The sequence below is a fragment of the Xanthobacter luteus genome (genome assembly GCF_040049235.1).
Taxonomy (GTDB): domain Bacteria; phylum Pseudomonadota; class Alphaproteobacteria; order Rhizobiales; family Xanthobacteraceae; genus Xanthobacter.
In genome coordinates, this window is the sequence record NZ_JBDZDO010000005.1 from 100,907 (window position 1) to 119,973 (window position 19,067).

The following is a 19,067-nucleotide window of genomic DNA, read 5'->3' on the forward strand; positions in this document are numbered from 1 at the left end:
CCGCGGGCGCCTGTGTGCAGCGGTAAATTCTTCTCTGCTCAACGGTTTAGAGTGCTCTTCCCGTCCGGACGGAAAGAGAAAAGGGTTCCCTCCGCGCCGATCGCGCTCTAAGGGTGGCGCTGCGGCGGACGAGCGTGGCGGTTCAGATGGCCAGGGCGAAGCAGCAGGCGGAGACGCCGGAAAAATCGGAAGAGCGCGACAACGCCTCGGCCATGCTCCGGGCACTGGATCTGCTGGGCGAGATCGCCCGCTCGGAAACGCCGCTCGGCGTCCCGGAGCTGTGCATGCGGCTTTCCCTGCCCAAGCCCACCGTGCACCGCCTGTGCCAGAAGCTGGAGGGCGAATCCTATCTCCTGCGCGAGCCGGACGGCCGGCGCTTCGCGGTGGGGCCGCGCTTCCTGCGCATGGGGTTCGACATGCTGCGCAACTCGGTGAGCATCGAGCGGCGCGGCATCCTGGAGGCATTGGTGGCGGTGGCGGGCGAGACCTGCAATTTTGTCACCCGCGTGGGCAGCGAAGCCATCTATCTGGAGCGCGTGGAGGCCGCCTGGCCGCTAAGGATGCACCTGGAGGTCGGTTCGCGCGTGCCCATGCACTGCACGGCCTCGGGCAAGCTCTTCCTCAACGCCATGCGCCCCGCCCAGCGCCGCCGCATCCTGGAGACGCTGCAGCTGAAGGCCCACACACCGAACACCCTCACCACCGTCCAGGAGCTGGAAGTGGAGCTGGAGCGCATCGCGAGGTGCGGCTACAGCATGGACGACCAGGAGTTTCTGGAAGGGCTGGTCGCCATCGCCGTTCCGGTGAAGGACCGGCGCGGCACGGTGGTGGCGGCGGTCGCCTGCCACGGCCCCGTGCCCCGCTTCTCGCTGGAGAAGGCCAAAGCCCTGGTGCCCAACCTGCTGGAAGCGGCGGAACGGCTGGCGGCCACCCTTCCCGATTCCGGCGACCGCGGCGCGGACAGCTGATGCGCCGCCGCTTGGCGGGAAGCGGCGGGGGCGACTTCCCCCGCGGGCGCGAACCCGGCGCTTGGTCCGTACCAGGTCCTGCCTTCATCGGCATCCATCCGCCGCCGGAGCGGATCGCCTACGGGTCTTCGCGGTGCGGATCGTCGGCGGGCAGCGTGTCGCGAATATAGTCCCGGCCCTTCCACTCCGGCGGCGGCGGCGTGCCCGCGCCGGGACGCGGCGGATGGAGCGAGGGCCGGTCGTGCTCGAAATCGGGCAGGTAGCGCGGGCAGTTCGGGTAGATCTCGCACGCCACCCGGACCACGAACTTCGCGCCGAAATGCCGCGCCAGCGTCCGCGGATCATCATGGAGCGAGGCGCGGCCATTGATCCGGATGCGACGGCTGGTGCCGTCGAAGCGCACGAAGAGCAGCCCGACATTGGGATTGGCGGCGATGTTGCCCGCGGTGCGGTACATGGAATTGCCATCATATTCGGGGTATTCGAGCTCGCCAGGACCCGTGATCTTCACGAAGCCCGGATCTCCCGACTTGATGTTGCAGTCGGTATACTCGCCGCTTGCCGAGCCGATGAAGAAGAACCGTGCCGCCTCGATCATGGCGCGCTCGTCCTCCCAGAAGGCGTAATGCTTGCGGTGGCGCTCCAGGGCGTCCGCCGTCCGGCGCCCGTCATAGCGGTCCTGAAGCGCCCGCGTGTCCTGGTGATAGAAGGGACGATCCCACACGGGCCTTACTCCGCCGCCGTCGTGAGCACCGCCGCGCGGACCCGCTCGTCGAGCGTCATGCTGAACAGGTCCGGCCGGGCGTAGTGGCCGGCCACGTCGAAGTCGAACTTGCCGCGCAGGATGTCGCGCACGTCGAGCTGCTCCACGAGGATGGTCTCGCCGGAGAAATCCGGGCCCGCCACCACGCGCCCGAGCGGGTCGACGATGAGGCTGCCGCCGCGCATCAGCACATCCCCGGCCTCCGCGGGCAAAGCGTTGTGCATGTTGGCGGGGAAATCGGCGCGGGTGAGGTATTGGCACGCCGAGAGCACGAAGCAGCGCCCCTCCAGCGCGATGTGGCGCATGGTGGCTTCCCAGGTATCGCGATCATCGGCGGTGGGCGCGCAATAGATGGCGATGCCCTTGCTGTACATGGCCATGCGCAGCAGCGGCATGTAGTTCTCCCAGCAGATCACCGAGCCCAGCGGCCCCCACGGGGTCGGCACCGTGGTCAGGGTCGAGCCGTCGCCGAACCCCCAGCACAGGCGCTCGGCCGCGGTCGGCATGATCTTGCGGTGCTTGCCGAGCAGGCTGCCGTCCGGCCCGAAGAACAGGACGGTGCAATAGAGCGTTCCCCCGTCCCGCTCGATCACGCCCATGACCACAAAGAGCTTGGCGTGTTTCGCCGCGCGCCCGAGCCTCAGGGTTTCCGGGCCCGGCACGAGGATCGCCCGGCAGGCGTAGGCGGCATATTCCTCGCGGCCCTCCGGGCGCCGCGCGCCGATCACCACGCCGAAATCGGCGCCTTTGGGATAGCCGCCGATGAACGCCTCCGGGAAGACCGCCACCTCGGCCCCGCGCCGCCCGCACTCGGCGATCAAGTCTTCCGCCTTGGCCAGGGTGGCGGCACTGTCTGCGCCCACGGTCCCGGCCTGGACCACGGCAGCGGTGAAATGCGTCATCGGTCGTCTCCGTCAGATTCCGAGATATGCGCGGCGGACTTCGTCGTTCCCCGACAGCTCCGCAGCCGTGCCCGACAAGGTGATGCGCCCGGCCTCGAGCACGTAGGCATGGCGCACCAGCTTCAGCGCGCCGACCACGTTCTGCTCCACCAGCAGCACCGAGATGCCCGCCGCCGTGACGCGCTCAATGGCGCGATGCACCTCCTCCACCATCAGCGGGGCAAGGCCGTGGCTCGGCTCGTCCAGCAGGAGCAGGCGCGGCTTCGACATCAGGGCGCGGCCGAGCGCCACCATCTGCTGCTCGCCGCCGGACAGCGTCCCGGCGCGCTGCGTCCGCCGCTCGCGCAGGCGGGGGAACATGTCGAAGCAGGCGTCCAGGTCGCCCGTCAGCCGCTCCGCCCGGCGGTGATAGGCGCCCACCAGCAGGTTGTCCTCGACGCTCATCTGCGCGAAGACGTGACGGCCTTCCGGCACCAGCGCGATGCCGAGAGCGGCCCGTTCATGGGCCGGCACGCGCGTGATGTCCTGGCCCTGGAACAGGATGGCGCCGCTGACGCGGGGCAGCAGCCCGGCCAGCGCGCGGATGAGGGTGGTCTTGCCGGCGGTGTTGGCGCCGAGAATGGCCACCGTATCGCCAGCACCAATCTCCACGTCAATGGCGCAGAGCACGTCGCGGCCGCCATAGCCGCCGCCGAGGTCACGCGTGATGAGCATGGTCCTGTCCCAGGTAGGCGCGGATCACGTCCGGGTCGGCGGAGACGCAGGACGGCGGGCCATCGGCGATGAGACGCCCGAAATTGAGCACGAGAATGCGCTCGCACAGGCGCATGATGGCCCGCATGTGGTGCTCGACCACCAGCAGAGTCATGCCGTCCTCGTCGCGCAGGGAGCGCATGGTGGCCATGACCTCGTCCATTTCCGCAGGCGTGAGGGCCGCCATGACCTCGTCGAGGAGCAGGACGCGCGGCTTGACGGCCAGGGCCCGGGCGAGCTCGGCCAGGGCCTTTTGCGGGAAGGTGAGATCGGCCACGTTGGCGAGCGCCGCCTTGCGCAGGCCGACCCGCTCGAGGCAGGCCTCGGCCGTGCGGCGCGCCGATTTCAGATCCTCGCGCACCACCGCCGCCGTCATGACGTTGTCCAGCAGGCTCATGCCCGGAAACAGGGCGGTGTTCTGGAACGTCTTCGTCATGCCGGCGCGGGCGATCACATGGGGCTTGCGGCCCTCGATCCGCGCGCCGTCGAGGCTGATGGAGCCCGCGGCGGGACGCACCAGCCCCACCAGCGTGCTGAACAGCGTGGTCTTGCCCGCGCCGTTGGGTCCGATGAGGCCGATGATCTCGCCGGCCGCGGCTTCGAAGCCCACATCGTTGACGGCGATCAGCCCGCCGAACCGGACCGTGACGCCCCGCACGCAGACGCGCGGGCTCATGGGCGGCCTCCCTCGGCCAGGCGCAGCCCCGGCAGGGAGGCAAGTCCGCGCGGCCGCAGCAGCACGATGGCGATCAGGACCAGGCCGAAGGTGAACGGCGCGATGCCGCCGATATATTGCGAGAGCGTCGCGCTCAGCACCTCCTCCAGCGGGACGATGGCGAGCGCGCCGAGGATGGGGCCGATGAGGGTGCCGACGCCGCCGACGATCGCGATCAGCGCCATGCGGATCGAAATGGCCGAGACGCTGAAGACGCTGTCGGGATCGATGAAGAAGGTGAACTGGGCGAACAGGGTTCCGCACAGCGCCGTCAGCGCCGCCGAGGCCAGGCTGCCGATGAGCTTGGTGCGCAGCGTGGCGACGCCGGCGACCTCGGCGGCATCCTCATTCTCGCGCAGGGCGCGCAGCTGATAGCCGATCCGGCCGTTGGCCAGCAGCGCGAAGACGAGGCTGGTGAGGGCGAACAGGCCGATGAAGACGGGCAGGTAGGTTCCCGGCGCCCGGAATTGCAGCATGGCCCAGGAATCGCCGAGGAAGGGGACCGACACACCCTGTGGGCCGCCGGTCATCGGCAAGGCGTTGGCCACCACCCGGCAGGCCTCGGCGAAGGCCAGCGTGGCGAGCGCGAAATACGGCCCCTTCAGCCGCATGGTGGGCAAGGAGAGCAGGAGCGCGGCGAGCATCGCCGCGGCCATCCCCGCCAGCGCGCCCAGCCACGGGCTGAGGCCGTAGGAGAGCTGCAGGATGGTCGAGGCGTAGGCGCCGATGCCGAAGAAGGCGCCGTGGCCCAGCGAGATCTGGTTGGCGAGGCCGCCGATGATGTTCCAGCTCTGCGCCATCGACGCGGCGAGCAGGATGAGGCACAGCACGCGCACCTCGTAGCTGCGTGCCGGCAGCTGGCTGCCGACGATCCAGGCGGCGAGCGACACGCCGGCGATGATGATGAGGGCGCGGATCACGAGCGGGCCTTTCCGATCAGCCCTTCGGGACGGAAGGCCAACAGGGCGATGAACACGACGAAGATTGCGAGGTTCTGCAGCTGGATCGGCAGCACGAAGCCGGACAGGGCCTGGATGATGCCCACGGCGAGCCCGCCGAGCAGCGCGCCCATGACGCTGCCGAGGCCGCCGAGCACGACCACCGTGAACATCAGCACCACATACTGGGTCCCCACCGCCGGGCTGGCCGTGGCGTAAGGCAGGATGATGGCCCCGCCGAAGGCGGTCAGCCCTGTGCCGATGCCCAGCGCGACGGCATAGATGCGGCCGGTATTGATGCCGAAGGCGCGCGCCGCCATCTCGTTCTGCGCCGTCGCGCGGATCGCGCGGCCGAGCCAGGTGCGCGCGAGCAGCCACCACAGGCCGACGGAGACCAAAACCGCGGCGCAGAAGGCGAGGAGATAGGGCACCGAGACGAACAGCGGGCCGAGCTTCAGGGCCGATGCCTGGTAGGGGGTCTGCACCGAGCGGAAGGTGGAGCCGAACAGCATCAGCGCCCCGTTCTCCAGCACCGCCAGCAGCCCGACGGTGAGAAAGATCTGGGCCACGTGGGGCGCGCGCATCACCCGCTGCACCAGGGTGACCTGCACCGCGGCGCCCAGCAGGAAGCCGACCGCGAAGGAGAGGACCGAGGCCAGGATCGGGTCGAGCCCGAGCCACGCCCACGCGAACCAAGCGACGTACATGCCGATCATCAGGAACTCCGCCTGGGCGAAGTTCACGATGCCGAGCACGCCGAACACGAGCGAGAGTCCGACGGAGATGACGCCGTAAACGCCACCGATCAGGAGGCCGTCGATGACGGCCTGAAGAAGCTGGGACATGGACGGCGTCTCCGGTCTTCGGCCCGACCTCAGTCGACCGTCTTGCCCTTCCACCGCGGCTTGGCCTTGGCCGCCGCGTCCGGATAGACGGTGTCGAGCCCGTCGCCGCGCCACTGCACCAGGACGGGGGTGGCGACGCTGGTGAGGCCCTTGGCGTCGAAGGCCGTGCAGCCGCCGGGGAGCGCCTTGGCGAAGCCTTCGCAGTAGCGCAGCTTGGCCACCGCATCGCGGATCGCCTCCGGATCGCGCGATCCGGCAAGATCGATGGCGCGCACCAGATGCTCCAGCGCCGCCGGGTACATCAGCGCCTCATGGGGGATGAAGGACCCATACTTCGCCTTGTAGCGCGCGTTGATCTCGGGCGCGGCGTCGTAATTGGCCGGGGCGATGGAGAACACGCCGTCGGCATAGGGGCCGAGGCCCTTCTCGAACTCGGCGATGATGTAGCCCGCCGCCCCGCCGACGGCGGGAACATCGATCTGCTGCTGGCGCATGGTGCGCAGGATCAGCAGCGCGTCGTGGAAGTAGGACACCGGAAACACGATGTCGGGGTTGGTCGCCCGGATCTTGTTGACCAGCGGCGCCACGTCGGTGATCCCGAGCGGATAGCCCTCATCGACGATGATCTCGATCCCCGCCGCCTTGGCGGCTTCGCGGAGCCCCTTGGCCTGGGCCGTGCCGTAGGCCGTATCCTCGTAAAGGATCGCGACCTTCTTCACGTCGACACCGGCCTTCTTGCCGATGGCGACGGCATAGCCGAACTGGTCCTTGCCGAAGCGGCTCGCCTTGGGAGAAACCTGGAAGATGTACTTGTACCCGCGCTCGGTGATCTGGTCCGCGAACGAGTGGGTGATCATCGGCACGCCCGCGCGCTCGGACACCTCCGAGACGGCGAGCGTGATGGACGACACGAAGGAGCCGATGAGGCCCACCACCTGGTCCTGGCTGAGGAGGCGCTGCGCCGCCGCGCCGGCCGCGTTGGGCGCCGGGACGTCGGCATAGACCAGCTCCACTTTGGCGCCGCCCAGAGACTTGATTCCGCCGGCGGCGTTGATGTCGCTGAGCGCCAGCTCCAGCCCGTTGCGAATGTTGATGCCGAACTGCGCGTTCGGTCCGCTGAGCGGCAGCGGCACGCCGATCTTGACCGGCTGCTGCGCCTCGGCTCCAGCAACCATTGCCCCAAGCCCGGCCGCCAGGGCCAGGGCGAACACCATTTTCCGAGCCATCGCCAAACTCCCTCCGGTCATTTTGTCGAACTTCATCGACTCCATCGAAGCAAGTCAAGGCGATCGGGCTGGATAATTGCATCAATATCCACCAAAGATGCCCAAATTTTCACTCATTTGCCGCTCTTGAAGGTCGACCGCGCGTCCCATTGACTGTCGAAAAAAAATGACACAAGGTGGCCGCATGATCGATGCGCGTCTTGAGCAACTGGGCCTGAACGACAAAGAGCAGCGCTTCTATCGCGCCGCCCTCGAGCTCGGCTCGGCCCCCATCACGGCCGTCGCGCAGCGCGCGGGGGTCACCCGAACCAGCGGTTACGATCTCCTCGCCCGGCTTGCGGCACGCGGAATGGTCACCGAGCGGGACGTGGCCGGCGTGCGCCACGTGGTTGCGGAGGATCCTTGCGTTCTCATCGGCGAATGGGATCGCACCCGGGCCATGCTCGACGACCTCGTTCCGGAACTGCGCTCGCTGTACAACGGGGCGCAGTTCAAGCCGCGGGTGCACTATCACTCGGGCGCGGAAGGGATCCGGCGCGTCCTGTGGGGCGTGCTCGAAACCCAGTCGAAGCGCATCCGCGGCATCCTATCCATGGGCGAACTGCTGGAAGTGCCGGGTGCGGAGGAAATGTCGCGCTTCATCGCCGAGCGGGCGCGGCGGGAAATCAAGCTGGAGGTCCTGCGCTCGCGGTTGCGGGAAACCGAGGCGATGTGGCCCAGCTCCGAAAGCGAATTGCGGGATCTGCGCTATGCCCCGCCCGGCATCGATCTCGGCATGACCATGTTCCTGCACGACGACGTTGTCAGCTACATCTCGTCGAAGAATGAGAATTACGCATTCAGCATCGAGAGCCGCGAGCTCGCCATGCTGAACAATGGGATCTTCGAGGTCCTTTGGCGCTCCGCCGCCCCGTCGGACGGTCCCTCCGCTGGAGCGCCGCCCGATCGGTGATAAGTTGGATTCGACTGGATTATGGTCCTTGCCGACCACTCCCGTGAATGCGGCTTTGCCTTCAATCGCTGGGGTTTTGCTTGCAATGACGAGCAGCGTGCCGGCCCAAGCGTTGGGCACATATTCAGCTGACGGTGCGGCGCCGGGCGGAAGGCGCCTTCCTATGGCGCGCAACCGCTCTTCGACGCTGCAGGCGATGGCCTATGCCGCAACCGCGTGATTGTGTGCATCCGCCTGTGAGACGGCGCCGCCAAGCAGGCACCCCACCGCGCGACCTTGAGCAAAACCGATGCGCACCCGGATCTCCGACAGACGGCGCATGGCACGTCCCTGAAGCACCCGGATCGTGCGATCGTCAGGGGTAATCAGACCATCCCGCAAAAGGCCGAAGGCCAGCGCCGCCGCCGCGATCCCGGTTGCCGCATCCTCCGGATATCCCGATGCGCGGGGGAATTGACGTGCTTCGAACACGCGCGCGCTCTCATCGGCCACTGCATAGGGGTAGAGGCCGGTGGAGCCGATCAGGCGGCAGGCCGACTCCACTGCCGGCACGTTCGCGACAAGCGCGTGCAGACGCTCAACATCACGCATGGGCACGAGGGTTTTCACCCGCGACGTCACCGCATTGTGCAGCGGCAGGTCGGCCAGCGCATCGCGCGTCACGCCGAGGGCGTGGAGCACTGCATCGCCCTGCGCGTTCGTCAGAGGGACGACCTTGCCGGCGGGCTGCGTTATCTCGATCGCGGGCGCGCCGTCCTCATCCCTGCCAACATAGCCGGTGACGGGTCCGCTGCGGGTCGAGATGCGGATCGCGCTTTCGGTCAGGCGGTTCTGCTGTGTAAGAACCCAGAGCGCGCCTATGGTGGCGTGCCCGCACATCTCCATCTCGTGGTTGGGAACGAAGAAACGAAAGGCAAAGTCCACATCGTCATTTTCGGTTGGGAAGACGAATCCTGCCTCGTGTCCGTAATGTTTGGCTATGGCCTGCATATCGTGCGCGCTCATTCCTTGGGCGTCGGCGACCACGGGACAGGGATTGCCACCTTGCCCTGAGAGCGTGAAGACATTGACGAAGTCAACCTTATGCATGGTTCTTCTCTTGCTGCTCAACCCTTCACGGGAGATATGGAGTCAACGATTTCGTTGGTGAAGCTCTTCTCCAGGGGTACAGAAACCGCCTTGCCGTCCCCTTCGTGCAAGAAATCGTAGTTCTTCCGCATGCCGGCTGCGGTAATGCGCGGCGATGCGGGGAATGCGGGAAGGTTCTGCTGCCAGGCAAGGTCGAACTCGCCGGAAGGTGTCTTCTCGAAGAACGTCCGTACCGCGGCTTTCGCGTCCTCCGGCTCGTCGCGCAGCTGGACGAGGCCCTTCCATAGCGCGCGCACCACCTTCTGCGCCTTCTCGCGCTGCTTGAGGATGAAGTCGTCGCGGGCGATGAGGGTATAAAAGAGGAAGTCCGCGAAGGGGGGGTATTCGCCCCTGGCGAAGTCGAAGACGTTCACGCCGCCGAACCGTTGTATTCCGGCCGTGGATGTTGGGGCGGACAGCGCATAGCCGTCGATGCGCTTTTGGCTGAACGCGGCGAGCATGTTGGCGCCGCCACCGATGGGGGTGATGGTGAGGTCGCGATCCGGGTCCAGGCCGCCGTAACGGGCAATATGACGAACCATGAGGTCAGTGAGGCTGCCAGGCCCCGCCACCGCAATGGTCAGCCCCTTGAGGGCTGCAGCCTTGGCTTTCGGATCCCGGAGTCCGGGGAGGCCGATGCGTTGGGCCGCCTCGCCCGAAATCACCAGGTCGGACCCGAACTGGGTCTCCACGGCGGCGAAGCTCGTCACCGCCTGCCCCTTCTCCTGTGCGCGAAGCTGGATGCCGGGGTTTCCCACATAGATGTCCGACTGTCCGCCAAGTACGGCGGCCATCGCCTCGGCGCCGCCCTTCTGAAAAACGATGAACTCGGCATCGAGGCCGTTCTGGGTGAAGTAGCCCTTCGCCCGGGCGACGTAGAGGGGAAGATAGATGAAGCCTTCGGAGGGCTGGCCGATCACCACCTTCTGGCCACTCCCCTGCGCGAAGGCGGGCTTTCGCAACGCGCCGGCGAGGGATGCCATGGCGCCAACGCCGAGGGCAAGGGTTTGGCGACGTGAGATGCGCATGGAGTTATCCGTTAGGTTCGATGGACTGTGCCGGGCAGGGTGGTTCAGACGGTGACCTCGCGAAGACCTTCCGAGGCCTTCCAGGGCATCAGCCAGCGCTCCGTCTGCTTCACCGCCACATTGAGCACCATGGCGAGCATCACGATCCCAACAAGCGCTGCAAAGACACCGGCGGTGTCGAACTTGGAGGCGGCGTCGGATACGAGGAAGCCGAGCCCGCGGTTCGAGGCGATGATTTCTCCGACAATGGCGCCGATCAGCGCGTAGGGAACCGACAGGCGCAACCCCGCGAAGACCCATGTAATAGCGGAAGGTAGGACGACTTTCGTGAGCAGATGACCCTCGTTTGCCCCCATGATGCGAATGACGGTAAGCTGTTCCCGGCTCACATTGCGCACGCCCGTATAGGTGTTGAGAAACACAAGGAAAAATACGGTCACCGCGGCGAGAATGATCTTCATCTCAATGCCGATGCCGAACCACAACACAAACAGCGGCGCGAGTGCGACCTTCGGCAGGCTGTAGAATGCTGTCAGGAACGGATCAAGGACGTCGGCCAGGAATTTGGAGCGGCCGAGCCCCACCCCAACAAGCATGCCGGCGCCACCGCCGATCGCGAAGCCGAGAAAGGCCTCGGCGGTGGTGATCGACGCGTGAAACAGGAAGGCGCCCGAGCGCAGAAGGTGCCAGAAGCTCTCCCCGATGGCGATGGGGCTCGAGATGTAGAACTCGAAGCCACCACGCGTTGAGCCGACTTGCCACAGCGCCAGAAGCGCAAGCAGAAAGGCCAGCCGGGTCACGTAAAGCAGATTTCGGTGGGTTGTCATGGGGGAAATGCCTTCAATGCATCTGGGCTGCGCTCGACGCGGGCGGCACGGCAAGGTCCGGGGTCAGCATTGCCCAGAGTTCGTTGGTGAAGGCGTGATGGCGCGGATCGAACCGCAGAGCGCGCAGATCACGGTCCTTCGGCAGCGGGTTCTCGATCACTTTGGCAATCGTGCCCGGCAGTCCCTGGAACACGACGCATACGTCGGCCAGGGCAGCGGCCTCCTCTATGTCATGGGTGACGAAGAGAACCGTCTTGTTGAGCGCGCGGCAGACCTGGAGGAGCTCGACCTGCAGCGTCAGCCGGAGCTGGGCATCGAGAGCGCCGAACGGCTCGTCCAGAAGCAACGTCTCGCGATCCGCGGCGAGCAGGCGGGCGAGCGCCGCTCGCTTCCTCATGCCGCCGGACAACTGGTTCGGATAGGAACTCGCGAAATCCGAAAGGCCGACCAGGGCAAGAAGTTCGGCCACCCGCGCGGTGCGCTGGGCGCGCGATACTCCGGCGATCTCCAGCGGCACGCCGACGTTGCCGGCAACCGTTCGCCATGGGAAGAGATGATCGGCCTGCGTCATGTAGGCGACGCTTGCGTTCAAGCCATCCATCGGCCGGCCCGCATAAAGAACCTGCCCATGAGTGGGTGCAATCAGGCCTGCTGTCAGGTTGAGGAGCGTGGATTTTCCGCAGCCTGACGGCCCTAGCAGGATGACGATGTCGCCGCGCCGCACGCGCAGGGTTACGTCTTTGATGGCCGTGAAACTGGCCGCGCCCAGCGCGAAGGTCTTCGTGACCTCGGTAAAGATCACCAGGTCGCCCGAGCGGACTTCTAGCAAACCCATGTCCCGTTCCGATCTCTGATTGTTATTCGGAACAGGCTAGAAAAAATCGCCCAGGTGCGCGCTTCCGCGCGGGCCCTAACTATTGACCGAACGGGCCATGCCGGCGCGCCGAAGTCGGGTTGGCGAGGAGCCCTCCTGTCGCCGCATGGCCCGCGAGAGCGCGGAGCAACTCTCGAAGCCGACCCGGTAGGCGATCTCGCTGACGGGCAGGTCCGTCTCGACGAGCAGGCGGCGCGCAGCGGCCAGTCGGGTGGCGGCCTGGAACTCGCCGATGGATTGCCCGGTTCTGTCGCGGAACAGGCGGGTCAAATGCCGGCGGGACACGCTGAAGCGGCCGGCAAGCTCATCAAGCGCAAGGTCTTGCCCGATGCGCGTTGCGATGTAGGCCTTCAATTCCGCGACAAGACTGCCGCCGTGGGCGCGATGGGACGCGGGCGGCAGCATCTCTCCCCGCTCCACCACGGCAAGGCACCCGATCAGGAGCGCGGCCGAAAGGTGGTGGCGCATGGTCTCCACGCCGAGAGGATTCGGGGATTCGTCCTGGCACAAGGCCTGGAGGGCGCGGATCTCCGGCGTGACGGGAAAGAGCCCCGTGGCATGGGCAAGGCGCCGGACGCCCGCGAGGGAGCCCAATTGGGACTCCATCCGCGCGAGCGCCGTGTCCGTGACATAGAGCGCCACGTGCGCATGGGGCTCGCGCCAGGCACACGTTTCATGGGCCCGATGGGCCGGGACGAGCGCAAATCGGTCTTCAGAGACCCAGACACCGTCCCGCTGGTCTTCGTGCCGCAGGTCGAGTGCTCCGACGCTCGGCAAAATGAGCATGAGACAATCATGCCAATGCCACGGCATGGCATAGCTGCCTCCGCCTTTCAGCACGGCGCGCTCCTCATCCGCCGAGATCACGGCAGCGGATGTCGCGCTGTGTCGGAGCAAGTCAAAGGACCTCAGCATCCCGGCAAACTACATCAGATTGGCCGACGGTAAAGCCATCATGAGGTGGCCTCCGCAAGTCATCCATGGCGAAACCGAGGTGGGCGCTTTTCCACGAAGGCTGCCATTCCCTCCTTTTGGTCCAGGGTTGCAAAGAGCGCGTGGAAGGTCCGGCGCTCGAACAAAAGCCCCTCCGAGAGGGAGGTCTCAAAGGCGCGGTTGACGGATTCTTTGATCGCCATCGTATTGATGCGGGATTTTGCTGCAATTTCTTCGGCGACGGCCTGCGCCTCGGCGAGCAGAGCCGCGGCGGGTACGACACGCGAGACCAGCCCGGAGCGCTCCGCCTCCGCGGCGTCCATCATCCGCCCCGTCAGGCAGAGATCCATGGCCTTCGCCTTGCCGACGGCGCGGGCGAGGCGCTGGGTGCCGCCGGCGCCCGGCATGACGCCGATCTTCACTTCCGGCAGGCCGAACCGTGCCGTATCCGCAGCGATCACGAGGTCGCACATCAGCACGATCTCGCAGCCGCCGCCCAAAGCATAGCCCGCGACCGCGGCGAGCACCGGCTTGCGCACGCGCGCGATCGCATCCCAGGAGGCGAGAAAGTCCTCGAGAAACGTCTCGGGATAAGTGCGATCCGCCGCCTCCTTGATGTCCGCCCCCGCCGCGAAGGCGCGCTCGGAGCCGGCCACCACCATGCAGCCGATATCGGGATCGCCGCCGAACCCGGCGAGGGCGCGCGCGATCTCCTCCACCATCGCGGCGTTGAGCGCGTTCAGCGCCTCCGGGCGGTCGAGGGTGATCCATCCCACGCGGCCGCGAACCTCTGCGCGGATGGATTTGAATGCCGCCGCCTGCCGCTGCGGAGATGCGTTCATCGCGTGCGCTCCCTGTGTCCCACCGATGGCACGGCGCGCGCCGGACGGGCGGCCGGCGCGCTGACCGGTCACTTGCCTTGCGGCCCGATCTGGGCCTGGAGCGCGCCCCAGGTGTCGGGGAATCGCGCCGCGAACGCGGCCCCGATCGGGGCCACGGCTTCGCGCCACGGCTTGAGGTCGGCGACCGTGATGATCGCCGCGCCCTTCGTCGCCATGTCCTTGAGGATGGCGGCGTCATCCGCCTCCATGCGTCCCCACCCTTCCGTGATGTCCGCGCGGGCGGCAGAAAGCAGCGCCTCGCGATCGGCCGGCGCCAGGCGTTCCACTGCGTCCTTGCGAGCGACGAGAACGTAAGTGATCATCATCAGGCCGGGCGCATGGGTGGCCTTGGGGGCACCCATCCCCAGCTGCGACATCCAGGCCCCGGGCGAGGTGAACACGCCGTCGAGGGTGCCGCGCTCGAACGCCGGCTTCATCTGGGGGATGGGCAGAACGACCGGCTCCGCGGAGAGGCGGCGCATGATCTCCTCATAGGTGCCGGCGCCGGCGACGCGGATCTTCAGGCCCTTGAGGTCCGCCGGTGCGGCCACGCGCTTGTCGCGGAAGATGAAGAGCTGGTCCGCCCCGCGCATCAGGCCGATGACCCGCAGGTCCTGCTTCTGCGCAAGGCTGTCGAGCAGCTCCACCACGCCGCGCCGCGTGGCGGGCCGGGCCATGGCGGTGTCATCGAGGGCGAAGGGCAGGTTGACGAAGCCGAAGCGCGGATCAAGCCGCTCGAGGTTCGCGGCATTGACGAAAGTGAGCTCGGCTTTGCCGTCCTTCAGCGCCTCGATGGAGGCATAGCCGGGATAGATGGTGCCGCCCGGATTGGCCGTCAGCGTCAGCCGGCCGGAGGTCGACCGCGCCACCGCATCGGCCATGGCGGTGAAATAGGGAACGCGCGGATGGTTGAGCGGGATGTCGAAGACGAGCCGCAATTCCTCGGCCGCCGCTGGCACCGGGACGGCAGCAAGGGGCGCGAGCGTCATCAGCGCCGCCAGCGCGAGGCGGCGGTAGACTTTCTTCATGGCGTTTCCTCCAGTTGCACGCGCTTTGGTGCGCGTTGTTCGGCGCGGCCCGGGGGGCACTTTGGGCCAAGCTCAATAGGGCAGGGGCCAGCGGCGCAGGCGCTCCTTCGCCTTCACCGCGAGGCGGGCAAGGCCGCTCGGCTCGATGATGAGGAAGCCCACGATCAGCCCGCCGAAGATCATCAGCTCGAGATTGGCCAGCACGTCCGGCTTCAGCGCCGCGCCGAACATGGTGGCGGCGTTGGCGATGGCCACCGGCAGCAGCACGATGAAGGCGGCGCCGAGGAACGAGCCGAGGATGGAGCCGAGACCGCCGATGATGACCATGAACAGGATCTGGAACGAGCGGTGCAGCGAAAAGGCCTCGATCTCCACGTTGCCGAGATAGAGGAAACTCCACAGCGCCCCCGCCACCCCACAATAGAAGCCGGAGACGGCGAAGGCGGTGAGCTTGGCGCGGGCGGTGTCCACGCCGGTCAACTCGGCGGCGGTCTCGTGGTCGCGCACCGCCATCAGCGCGCGGCCGGCGGAGGAGCGCACCAGATTCTTGGCGAGGAGCGCCAGCACGACCACCGTCGCGAAGGCGGCGAGATAGCGCGCCGGCACCGAGGAGAAGTCGACGCCGAACAAGAAGAGCGTCGGGGTGGAGACGACGCCGGAGGGGGTGTTGAGCACCAGCCACGGAACGTGGGTGCAGAACCATTCGATGAAGAATTGCGCGGCGAGCGTCGCCACCGCCACGTAGAAGCCGCGGATGCGCAGGGAGAGGAGCCCGAAGGCGAGGCACGCGGCCCCGGCCACCATCCCGGCCAGCGCGAAGGAGACCGGGAACGGCAGCCACGGCAGGCGGATGACGAGGTTGATCGCCGCATAGGCCCCCACCGCCATGAAGGCGCCGGAGCCCAGGGACAGCTGGCCGGCATAGCCGGTGAGGAGGTTGAGGCCGATGGCGGCGAGCGAGAGGATCAGGAAGGGCAGCAGGATGGAGCCGAGCCAGTAGGGCCCCGCCACCAGCGGCACCACCAGCGCCCCGACCGCCAGCACGATCGCCACCCCCCAGCGATCGAGGGCGACGGGGAAGATCGCCTGCTCCTGGGCGTAGGAGGTCTTCAGCGCCCCGGCGTCACGGTAGAACATGGCTCAGACCCTCGCGATGCGGGCGGCGCCGAACAGGCCGGCGGGGCGGATGAGGAGGACGGCGATGGCCAGCGCATAGGGAAACCAGTTCTCGATGCCGCCGCCGATGATCGGGCCGAGATAGATCTCGGCGAGCTTCTCGCTGACGCCGATGACGAGCCCCGCCACGATGGCGCCGGCGATGGAGTTGAAGCCGCCGAGGATCATCACCGGCAGCGCCTTGAGCGCCACCAGGGTCAAGGCGAACTGCACCCCGAGCCGGGCGCCCCACACGAGGCCGGCGACCAGCGCGATGAAGCCCGCCGCGCCCCACACCACCGCCCAGATGAAGCCCAGTGGCACGCCGGCCACCTGCGCCGCCTGGGTGTCGTCGGCCACCGCGCGCAGCGCGCGGCCCACCTTGGTGTAGGAGAAGAAGGCCGAGAGCACCGCCACCAGCGCCGCCGCCATCGCCGCGGCGGAGAGGTCGAACTGGGAGATCAGGATGCCGCCGATCTCGATCGGCTCGTCGGAGATGCCGAGGTCCAGCCCGCGCACCCTTGTGCCCCAGATGAGCTGGGCGAAGCCCTCCAGGAAGATGGACAGGCCGATGGTGGCCATGAACAGGATCATGTGATCCTGCCCGACGAGCGGGCGCAGCACCGTGCGCTCGATGGCCACCGCCAGCACCAGCATGGCGGCGAGCGCCGCGAGGAAGGCGGCCCACGCGGGCAGGCCGAATTCCAGGAAGCCGACGAAGGTGAGCGCGGCGAACAGCACCATGGCGCCCTGGGCGAAATTGAACACGCCCGAGGCCTTGAAGATGAGCACGAAGCCCAATGCCACCAGCGTGTACATGACGCCGGACAGCAGGCCGCCCACCAGGACTTCGAGGAAGAAGGAGAAGTCGCTCATGTGCTGTTCCTTCAGGCGGCCTCGCCCACGGCGACGGAGCCGAGATAGGCGGCGATGACCTCGGGATTGGCCCGCACCTCGGCCGGCGTGCCGTCGGCGATCTTGCGGCCGTAATTGAGGACCGCGACGCGGTCGGACAGGCCCATCACCACGCCGATGTCGTGCTCGATGATGAGGATGGTGGTGCCGAAGCTCCCGTTGACCCGGCGGATGAAGCCGCACATGTCGCGCTTCTCCTCGTGGGTCATGCCGGCCATGGGCTCGTCGAGCAGCAGGAGCCTCGGCTCGGTGGCGAGCGCGCGGGCCAGCTCCACCCGCTTCTGGATGCCGTAGGGCAGGCTCGCCACCCGCTCCTTGCGCAGATGCTCCAGCTCCAGGAAGGCGAGGATGCGCTCGGCCGCCTCCCGCTCGCGGCGCTCCTCCGCCGCCGTGGAGGGCAGGCGCAGCAGCTTGCCGAGGAGCGCACCCTTGAAGCGCGCGGCGCGGCCCACCAGCACGTTGTCGATCACGTTCATGCCCTTGAACAAGGCGACGTGCTGGAAGGTGCGGCCGATGCCCGCGCGCGCGGCGAAGGCCGGGCGCATGCGGGCGCGCGCCTTGCCGGCGAAGGTGATGGTGCCGGAGCGCGGATGGTAGACGCCGTTGATGACGTTGAGCAGCGAGGTCTTGCCGGCCCCGTTCGGCCCGATGATGGAGAGGATCTCCCCCTCATGGACGGCCAGCGACACGTCGGTCAGCGCCCGCACCCCGCCGAAGGCGACGTTGACGCCGCGCACGTCCATCAGCAGCACGCCGGCGCCCCGCCCGGCCGGCGCCCCGCGGGGCGCCTCCGCGGCGGCCGGGAACGGCGCGGAGGCGGCATGGCGGGTCTCGCCCTCCAGCGTCAGCTCGTCCGGCGCGAAGCCTCCGGCGGCGATCTCCACCGAGGTGATGGCCTCCGCTCCGGCTTCGGCCGCAAGGCGCGCATTGACCCGCTGGGCCGCCGCCTCGGCGCGACCGGCGCCGGCGCCGCCGTCGGTGGCGCTTCCGGCGGGCATGAGCGCGAGGCGGGCGAGGAGACCGTCCCCGGCCCGGGTTACGCGGGCGCGGTCGATTCCGTCTTCCCCGCGCAGCAGGGCCTCCACGCGCCGCAGCAGGAGCGCATCCCCCGCGGCAAGCGCCGCACGGGAGAGCGGCGCGCCGTCGCCGGCCAGGGCGAGGTCGAGATCGAGCGGCAGGCCCCAGGCCTCCAGCCGGGCGCCGCAGCCCGGTTCCAGCGTGCCGGAGGTGACGAAGGCGAGGCGGCAGCGGCTGAGCCCGAGGGCGTTGCGCAGCGGCGCCGCGAAGACCGGCCCGGAGCCCGGCGCGCCGCGCTCCGCCCGAGCTGCGAGCACCCGCGCCAGTGGCCCGCCGGCGGCGAGGCGGCGGCGGGCGTCGCGCTCCAGAAGCTCCAGCGCACGGGCCGGCGCGGCCAGCACCGTGGGCGCCACATCCCGCATGTCGCTCGGGAGGCTCGCCGGCCCTTCGACGCAATGCACCGTCGCGCCGCAGAGGAGCGGCGCGAGGAGGCTGAAGGCGGCATCGGCAATGCCCGACACGGGCAGGAACGCCATGAGCCGGTCGGAAGGTCCAAGGGCAAGCCGGGCCACGAGCGCCCTTCCGGCACCGAGGAGATGGCCATGGGAGAGCGCCACCGGCCGCGGCGGCCCGTCCGCGCCATCTGTCTGCAGCACGAGGGCGGTGCCCGCGCCCTCCACGGTGGCGGCCCGCCTGGCGAACCACGCGACCGCATCGTCGCCGGCCCCGCTCGGCGCCGCAGCGAGCTCGTCGAGCCTCCGCACCGTGCCGGCGCCGCCGAATGCGCGCCAGGCGCGCGCGGCCTCCTCGCTCTCGCAGATCATCAGCGCAGGCGCGGCCTGCGGGGCGCCGAAGCGGCGCAGGAATTCCGGCGCGAGCGGCATCACGGCGGCGCCGAGCCCCTGCGCGGCCAAGGTGGCGGCGTAGAGCTCCGGCCGGTTCTCGCCGAGGATCGCGACGAAGCCGCCCGACAGGCCGTCCCCCTCGAGCGCGCGGGCCATGGCGGCGACGCGGGCGAGCGTCTCCTCGAACGTCCAGCTGTGCCAGATGCCGCCGCGCTTGTGGCGCAGGGCCGGCTGCCCCGCATGGCGGCGGGCGGCGGCAACGAGCGCGCCCGGCAGCGCCTCCCTGAGGGAGGCGGCGGCCAGCGCGGCATGGTCCGGGGCGAGGTTCATGGCGGGGTCTGTCTCTTCGACCATGGCCGGATCGGCGGGGATGC

The 19,067-nt window shown here is 68.2% G+C and carries 19 protein-coding genes; 2 read left to right on the forward strand and 17 right to left on the reverse strand.

Annotation, left to right across the window (positions count from 1 at the left end):
• Nucleotides 1–146: 146 nt before the first annotated feature.
• On the forward strand, nucleotides 147–968 hold the full coding sequence (locus ABLE88_RS15855; RefSeq protein WP_348832664.1) for an IclR family transcriptional regulator: 822 nt from the start codon (nucleotides 147–149) through the stop codon (nucleotides 966–968).
• 118 nt (nucleotides 969–1,086) lie between these two features.
• On the opposite strand, the gene ABLE88_RS15860 is transcribed toward ABLE88_RS15855, so the two are convergent.
• The 7 genes from ABLE88_RS15860 to ABLE88_RS15890 are packed head-to-tail and all read right to left on the reverse strand — an operon-like array spanning nucleotide 1,087 to nucleotide 7,110.
• Nucleotides 1,087–1,692: a pyridoxamine 5'-phosphate oxidase family protein gene (locus ABLE88_RS15860; protein WP_348832665.1), complete on the reverse strand. Its 606-nt coding sequence runs from the start codon at nucleotides 1,690–1,692 to the stop codon at nucleotides 1,087–1,089.
• A gap of 5 nt (nucleotides 1,693–1,697) precedes the next feature.
• Nucleotides 1,698–2,633, reverse strand: coding sequence for a carbon-nitrogen hydrolase family protein (locus tag ABLE88_RS15865; protein WP_348832666.1), 936 nt, complete (start codon nucleotides 2,631–2,633; stop codon nucleotides 1,698–1,700).
• Between the two features lie 12 nt (nucleotides 2,634–2,645).
• The gene (locus tag ABLE88_RS15870; protein ID WP_348832667.1) at nucleotides 2,646–3,347 is read right to left on the reverse strand and encodes an ABC transporter ATP-binding protein; all 702 of its coding nucleotides are present in this window, start codon (nucleotides 3,345–3,347) and stop codon (nucleotides 2,646–2,648) included.
• Entirely contained in the window at nucleotides 3,331–4,062 is a 732-nt protein-coding gene (locus ABLE88_RS15875) for an ABC transporter ATP-binding protein (RefSeq protein WP_348832668.1), read from the reverse strand. Before ABLE88_RS15875 ends, ABLE88_RS15870 begins: the two co-directional genes overlap by 17 nt.
• Entirely contained in the window at nucleotides 4,059–5,021 is a 963-nt protein-coding gene (locus ABLE88_RS15880) for a branched-chain amino acid ABC transporter permease (protein ID WP_348832669.1), read from the reverse strand. Before ABLE88_RS15880 ends, ABLE88_RS15875 begins: the two co-directional genes overlap by 4 nt.
• A complete protein-coding gene (locus tag ABLE88_RS15885; protein WP_348832670.1) occupies nucleotides 5,018–5,884 on the reverse strand; it encodes a branched-chain amino acid ABC transporter permease in 867 nt (288 codons plus the stop codon). Before ABLE88_RS15885 ends, ABLE88_RS15880 begins: the two co-directional genes overlap by 4 nt.
• Before the next feature lie 29 nt (nucleotides 5,885–5,913).
• On the reverse strand, nucleotides 5,914–7,110 hold the full coding sequence (locus tag ABLE88_RS15890; RefSeq protein ID WP_348832671.1) for an ABC transporter substrate-binding protein: 1,197 nt from the start codon (nucleotides 7,108–7,110) through the stop codon (nucleotides 5,914–5,916).
• Nucleotides 7,111–7,294: 184 nt separating this feature from the next.
• Between ABLE88_RS15890 and ABLE88_RS15895 the strand changes: the two genes are divergently transcribed.
• Entirely contained in the window at nucleotides 7,295–8,062 is a 768-nt protein-coding gene (locus ABLE88_RS15895) for a TrmB family transcriptional regulator (RefSeq protein ID WP_348832672.1), read from the forward strand.
• 201 nt (nucleotides 8,063–8,263) lie between these two features.
• Here the strand turns inward: ABLE88_RS15895 and ABLE88_RS15900 are convergent, their stop codons facing one another.
• From ABLE88_RS15900 to ABLE88_RS15945, 10 genes are all read right to left on the reverse strand, one after another.
• Entirely contained in the window at nucleotides 8,264–9,151 is an 888-nt protein-coding gene (locus tag ABLE88_RS15900) for a PhzF family protein (protein ID WP_348832673.1), read from the reverse strand.
• Between the two features lie 17 nt (nucleotides 9,152–9,168).
• A complete protein-coding gene (locus ABLE88_RS15905; protein ID WP_348832674.1) occupies nucleotides 9,169–10,218 on the reverse strand; it encodes an ABC transporter substrate-binding protein in 1,050 nt (349 codons plus the stop codon).
• A 44-nt stretch (nucleotides 10,219–10,262) separates the two neighbouring features.
• Nucleotides 10,263–11,045 (reverse strand): ABC transporter permease, encoded by a 783-nt coding sequence (locus tag ABLE88_RS15910; RefSeq protein ID WP_348832675.1) that lies wholly within the window; start codon nucleotides 11,043–11,045, stop codon nucleotides 10,263–10,265.
• 13 nt (nucleotides 11,046–11,058) lie between these two features.
• Complete coding sequence (locus ABLE88_RS15915) at nucleotides 11,059–11,880, reverse strand: ABC transporter ATP-binding protein (protein WP_348832676.1); 822 nt, start codon at nucleotides 11,878–11,880, stop codon at nucleotides 11,059–11,061.
• 75 nt (nucleotides 11,881–11,955) lie between these two features.
• Entirely contained in the window at nucleotides 11,956–12,759 is an 804-nt protein-coding gene (locus ABLE88_RS15920) for an AraC family transcriptional regulator (RefSeq protein WP_348832677.1), read from the reverse strand.
• A 134-nt stretch (nucleotides 12,760–12,893) separates the two neighbouring features.
• Nucleotides 12,894–13,694, reverse strand: a complete 801-nt coding sequence (locus tag ABLE88_RS15925) for an enoyl-CoA hydratase (RefSeq protein ID WP_348832959.1) — start codon at nucleotides 13,692–13,694, stop codon at nucleotides 12,894–12,896.
• A 68-nt stretch (nucleotides 13,695–13,762) separates the two neighbouring features.
• On the reverse strand, nucleotides 13,763–14,761 hold the full coding sequence (locus ABLE88_RS15930) for a TRAP transporter substrate-binding protein (RefSeq protein WP_348832678.1): 999 nt from the start codon (nucleotides 14,759–14,761) through the stop codon (nucleotides 13,763–13,765).
• Between the two features lie 72 nt (nucleotides 14,762–14,833).
• Nucleotides 14,834–15,898, reverse strand: coding sequence for a branched-chain amino acid ABC transporter permease (locus tag ABLE88_RS15935; protein WP_348832679.1), 1,065 nt, complete (start codon nucleotides 15,896–15,898; stop codon nucleotides 14,834–14,836).
• A gap of 3 nt (nucleotides 15,899–15,901) precedes the next feature.
• A complete protein-coding gene (locus ABLE88_RS15940; RefSeq protein WP_348832680.1) occupies nucleotides 15,902–16,792 on the reverse strand; it encodes a branched-chain amino acid ABC transporter permease in 891 nt (296 codons plus the stop codon).
• Nucleotides 16,793–16,803: 11 nt separating this feature from the next.
• Nucleotides 16,804–19,047, reverse strand: a complete 2,244-nt coding sequence (locus ABLE88_RS15945) for an ATP-binding cassette domain-containing protein (protein WP_348832681.1) — start codon at nucleotides 19,045–19,047, stop codon at nucleotides 16,804–16,806.
• Between the last annotated feature and the right edge of the window lie 20 nt (nucleotides 19,048–19,067).

Bases quoted from the DNA above. Each gene is read 5' to 3' on its own strand.
- ABLE88_RS15930 (WP_348832678.1), bottom strand. From the start codon at position 14,761: ATGAAGAAAGTCTACCGCCGCCTCGCGCTGGCGGCGCTGATGACGCTC.
- ABLE88_RS15935 (WP_348832679.1), bottom strand. From the start codon at position 15,898: ATGTTCTACCGTGACGCCGGGGCGCTGAAGACCTCCTACGCCCAGGAG.
- ABLE88_RS15895 (WP_348832672.1), top strand. From the start codon at position 7,295: ATGATCGATGCGCGTCTTGAGCAACTGGGCCTGAACGACAAAGAGCAG.
- ABLE88_RS15875 (WP_348832668.1), bottom strand. From the start codon at position 4,062: ATGAGCCCGCGCGTCTGCGTGCGGGGCGTCACGGTCCGGTTCGGCGGG.
- ABLE88_RS15855 (WP_348832664.1), top strand. From the start codon at position 147: ATGGCCAGGGCGAAGCAGCAGGCGGAGACGCCGGAAAAATCGGAAGAG.
- ABLE88_RS15910 (WP_348832675.1), bottom strand. From the start codon at position 11,045: ATGACAACCCACCGAAATCTGCTTTACGTGACCCGGCTGGCCTTTCTG.
- ABLE88_RS15905 (WP_348832674.1), bottom strand. From the start codon at position 10,218: ATGCGCATCTCACGTCGCCAAACCCTTGCCCTCGGCGTTGGCGCCATG.
- ABLE88_RS15870 (WP_348832667.1), bottom strand. From the start codon at position 3,347: ATGCTCATCACGCGTGACCTCGGCGGCGGCTATGGCGGCCGCGACGTG.
- ABLE88_RS15865 (WP_348832666.1), bottom strand. From the start codon at position 2,633: ATGACGCATTTCACCGCTGCCGTGGTCCAGGCCGGGACCGTGGGCGCA.
- ABLE88_RS15900 (WP_348832673.1), bottom strand. From the start codon at position 9,151: ATGCATAAGGTTGACTTCGTCAATGTCTTCACGCTCTCAGGGCAAGGT.
- ABLE88_RS15915 (WP_348832676.1), bottom strand. From the start codon at position 11,880: ATGGGTTTGCTAGAAGTCCGCTCGGGCGACCTGGTGATCTTTACCGAG.
- ABLE88_RS15885 (WP_348832670.1), bottom strand. From the start codon at position 5,884: ATGTCCCAGCTTCTTCAGGCCGTCATCGACGGCCTCCTGATCGGTGGC.
- ABLE88_RS15925 (WP_348832959.1), bottom strand. From the start codon at position 13,694: ATGAACGCATCTCCGCAGCGGCAGGCGGCGGCATTCAAATCCATCCGC.
- ABLE88_RS15890 (WP_348832671.1), bottom strand. From the start codon at position 7,110: ATGGCTCGGAAAATGGTGTTCGCCCTGGCCCTGGCGGCCGGGCTTGGG.
- ABLE88_RS15940 (WP_348832680.1), bottom strand. From the start codon at position 16,792: ATGAGCGACTTCTCCTTCTTCCTCGAAGTCCTGGTGGGCGGCCTGCTG.
- ABLE88_RS15945 (WP_348832681.1), bottom strand. From the start codon at position 19,047: ATGGTCGAAGAGACAGACCCCGCCATGAACCTCGCCCCGGACCATGCC.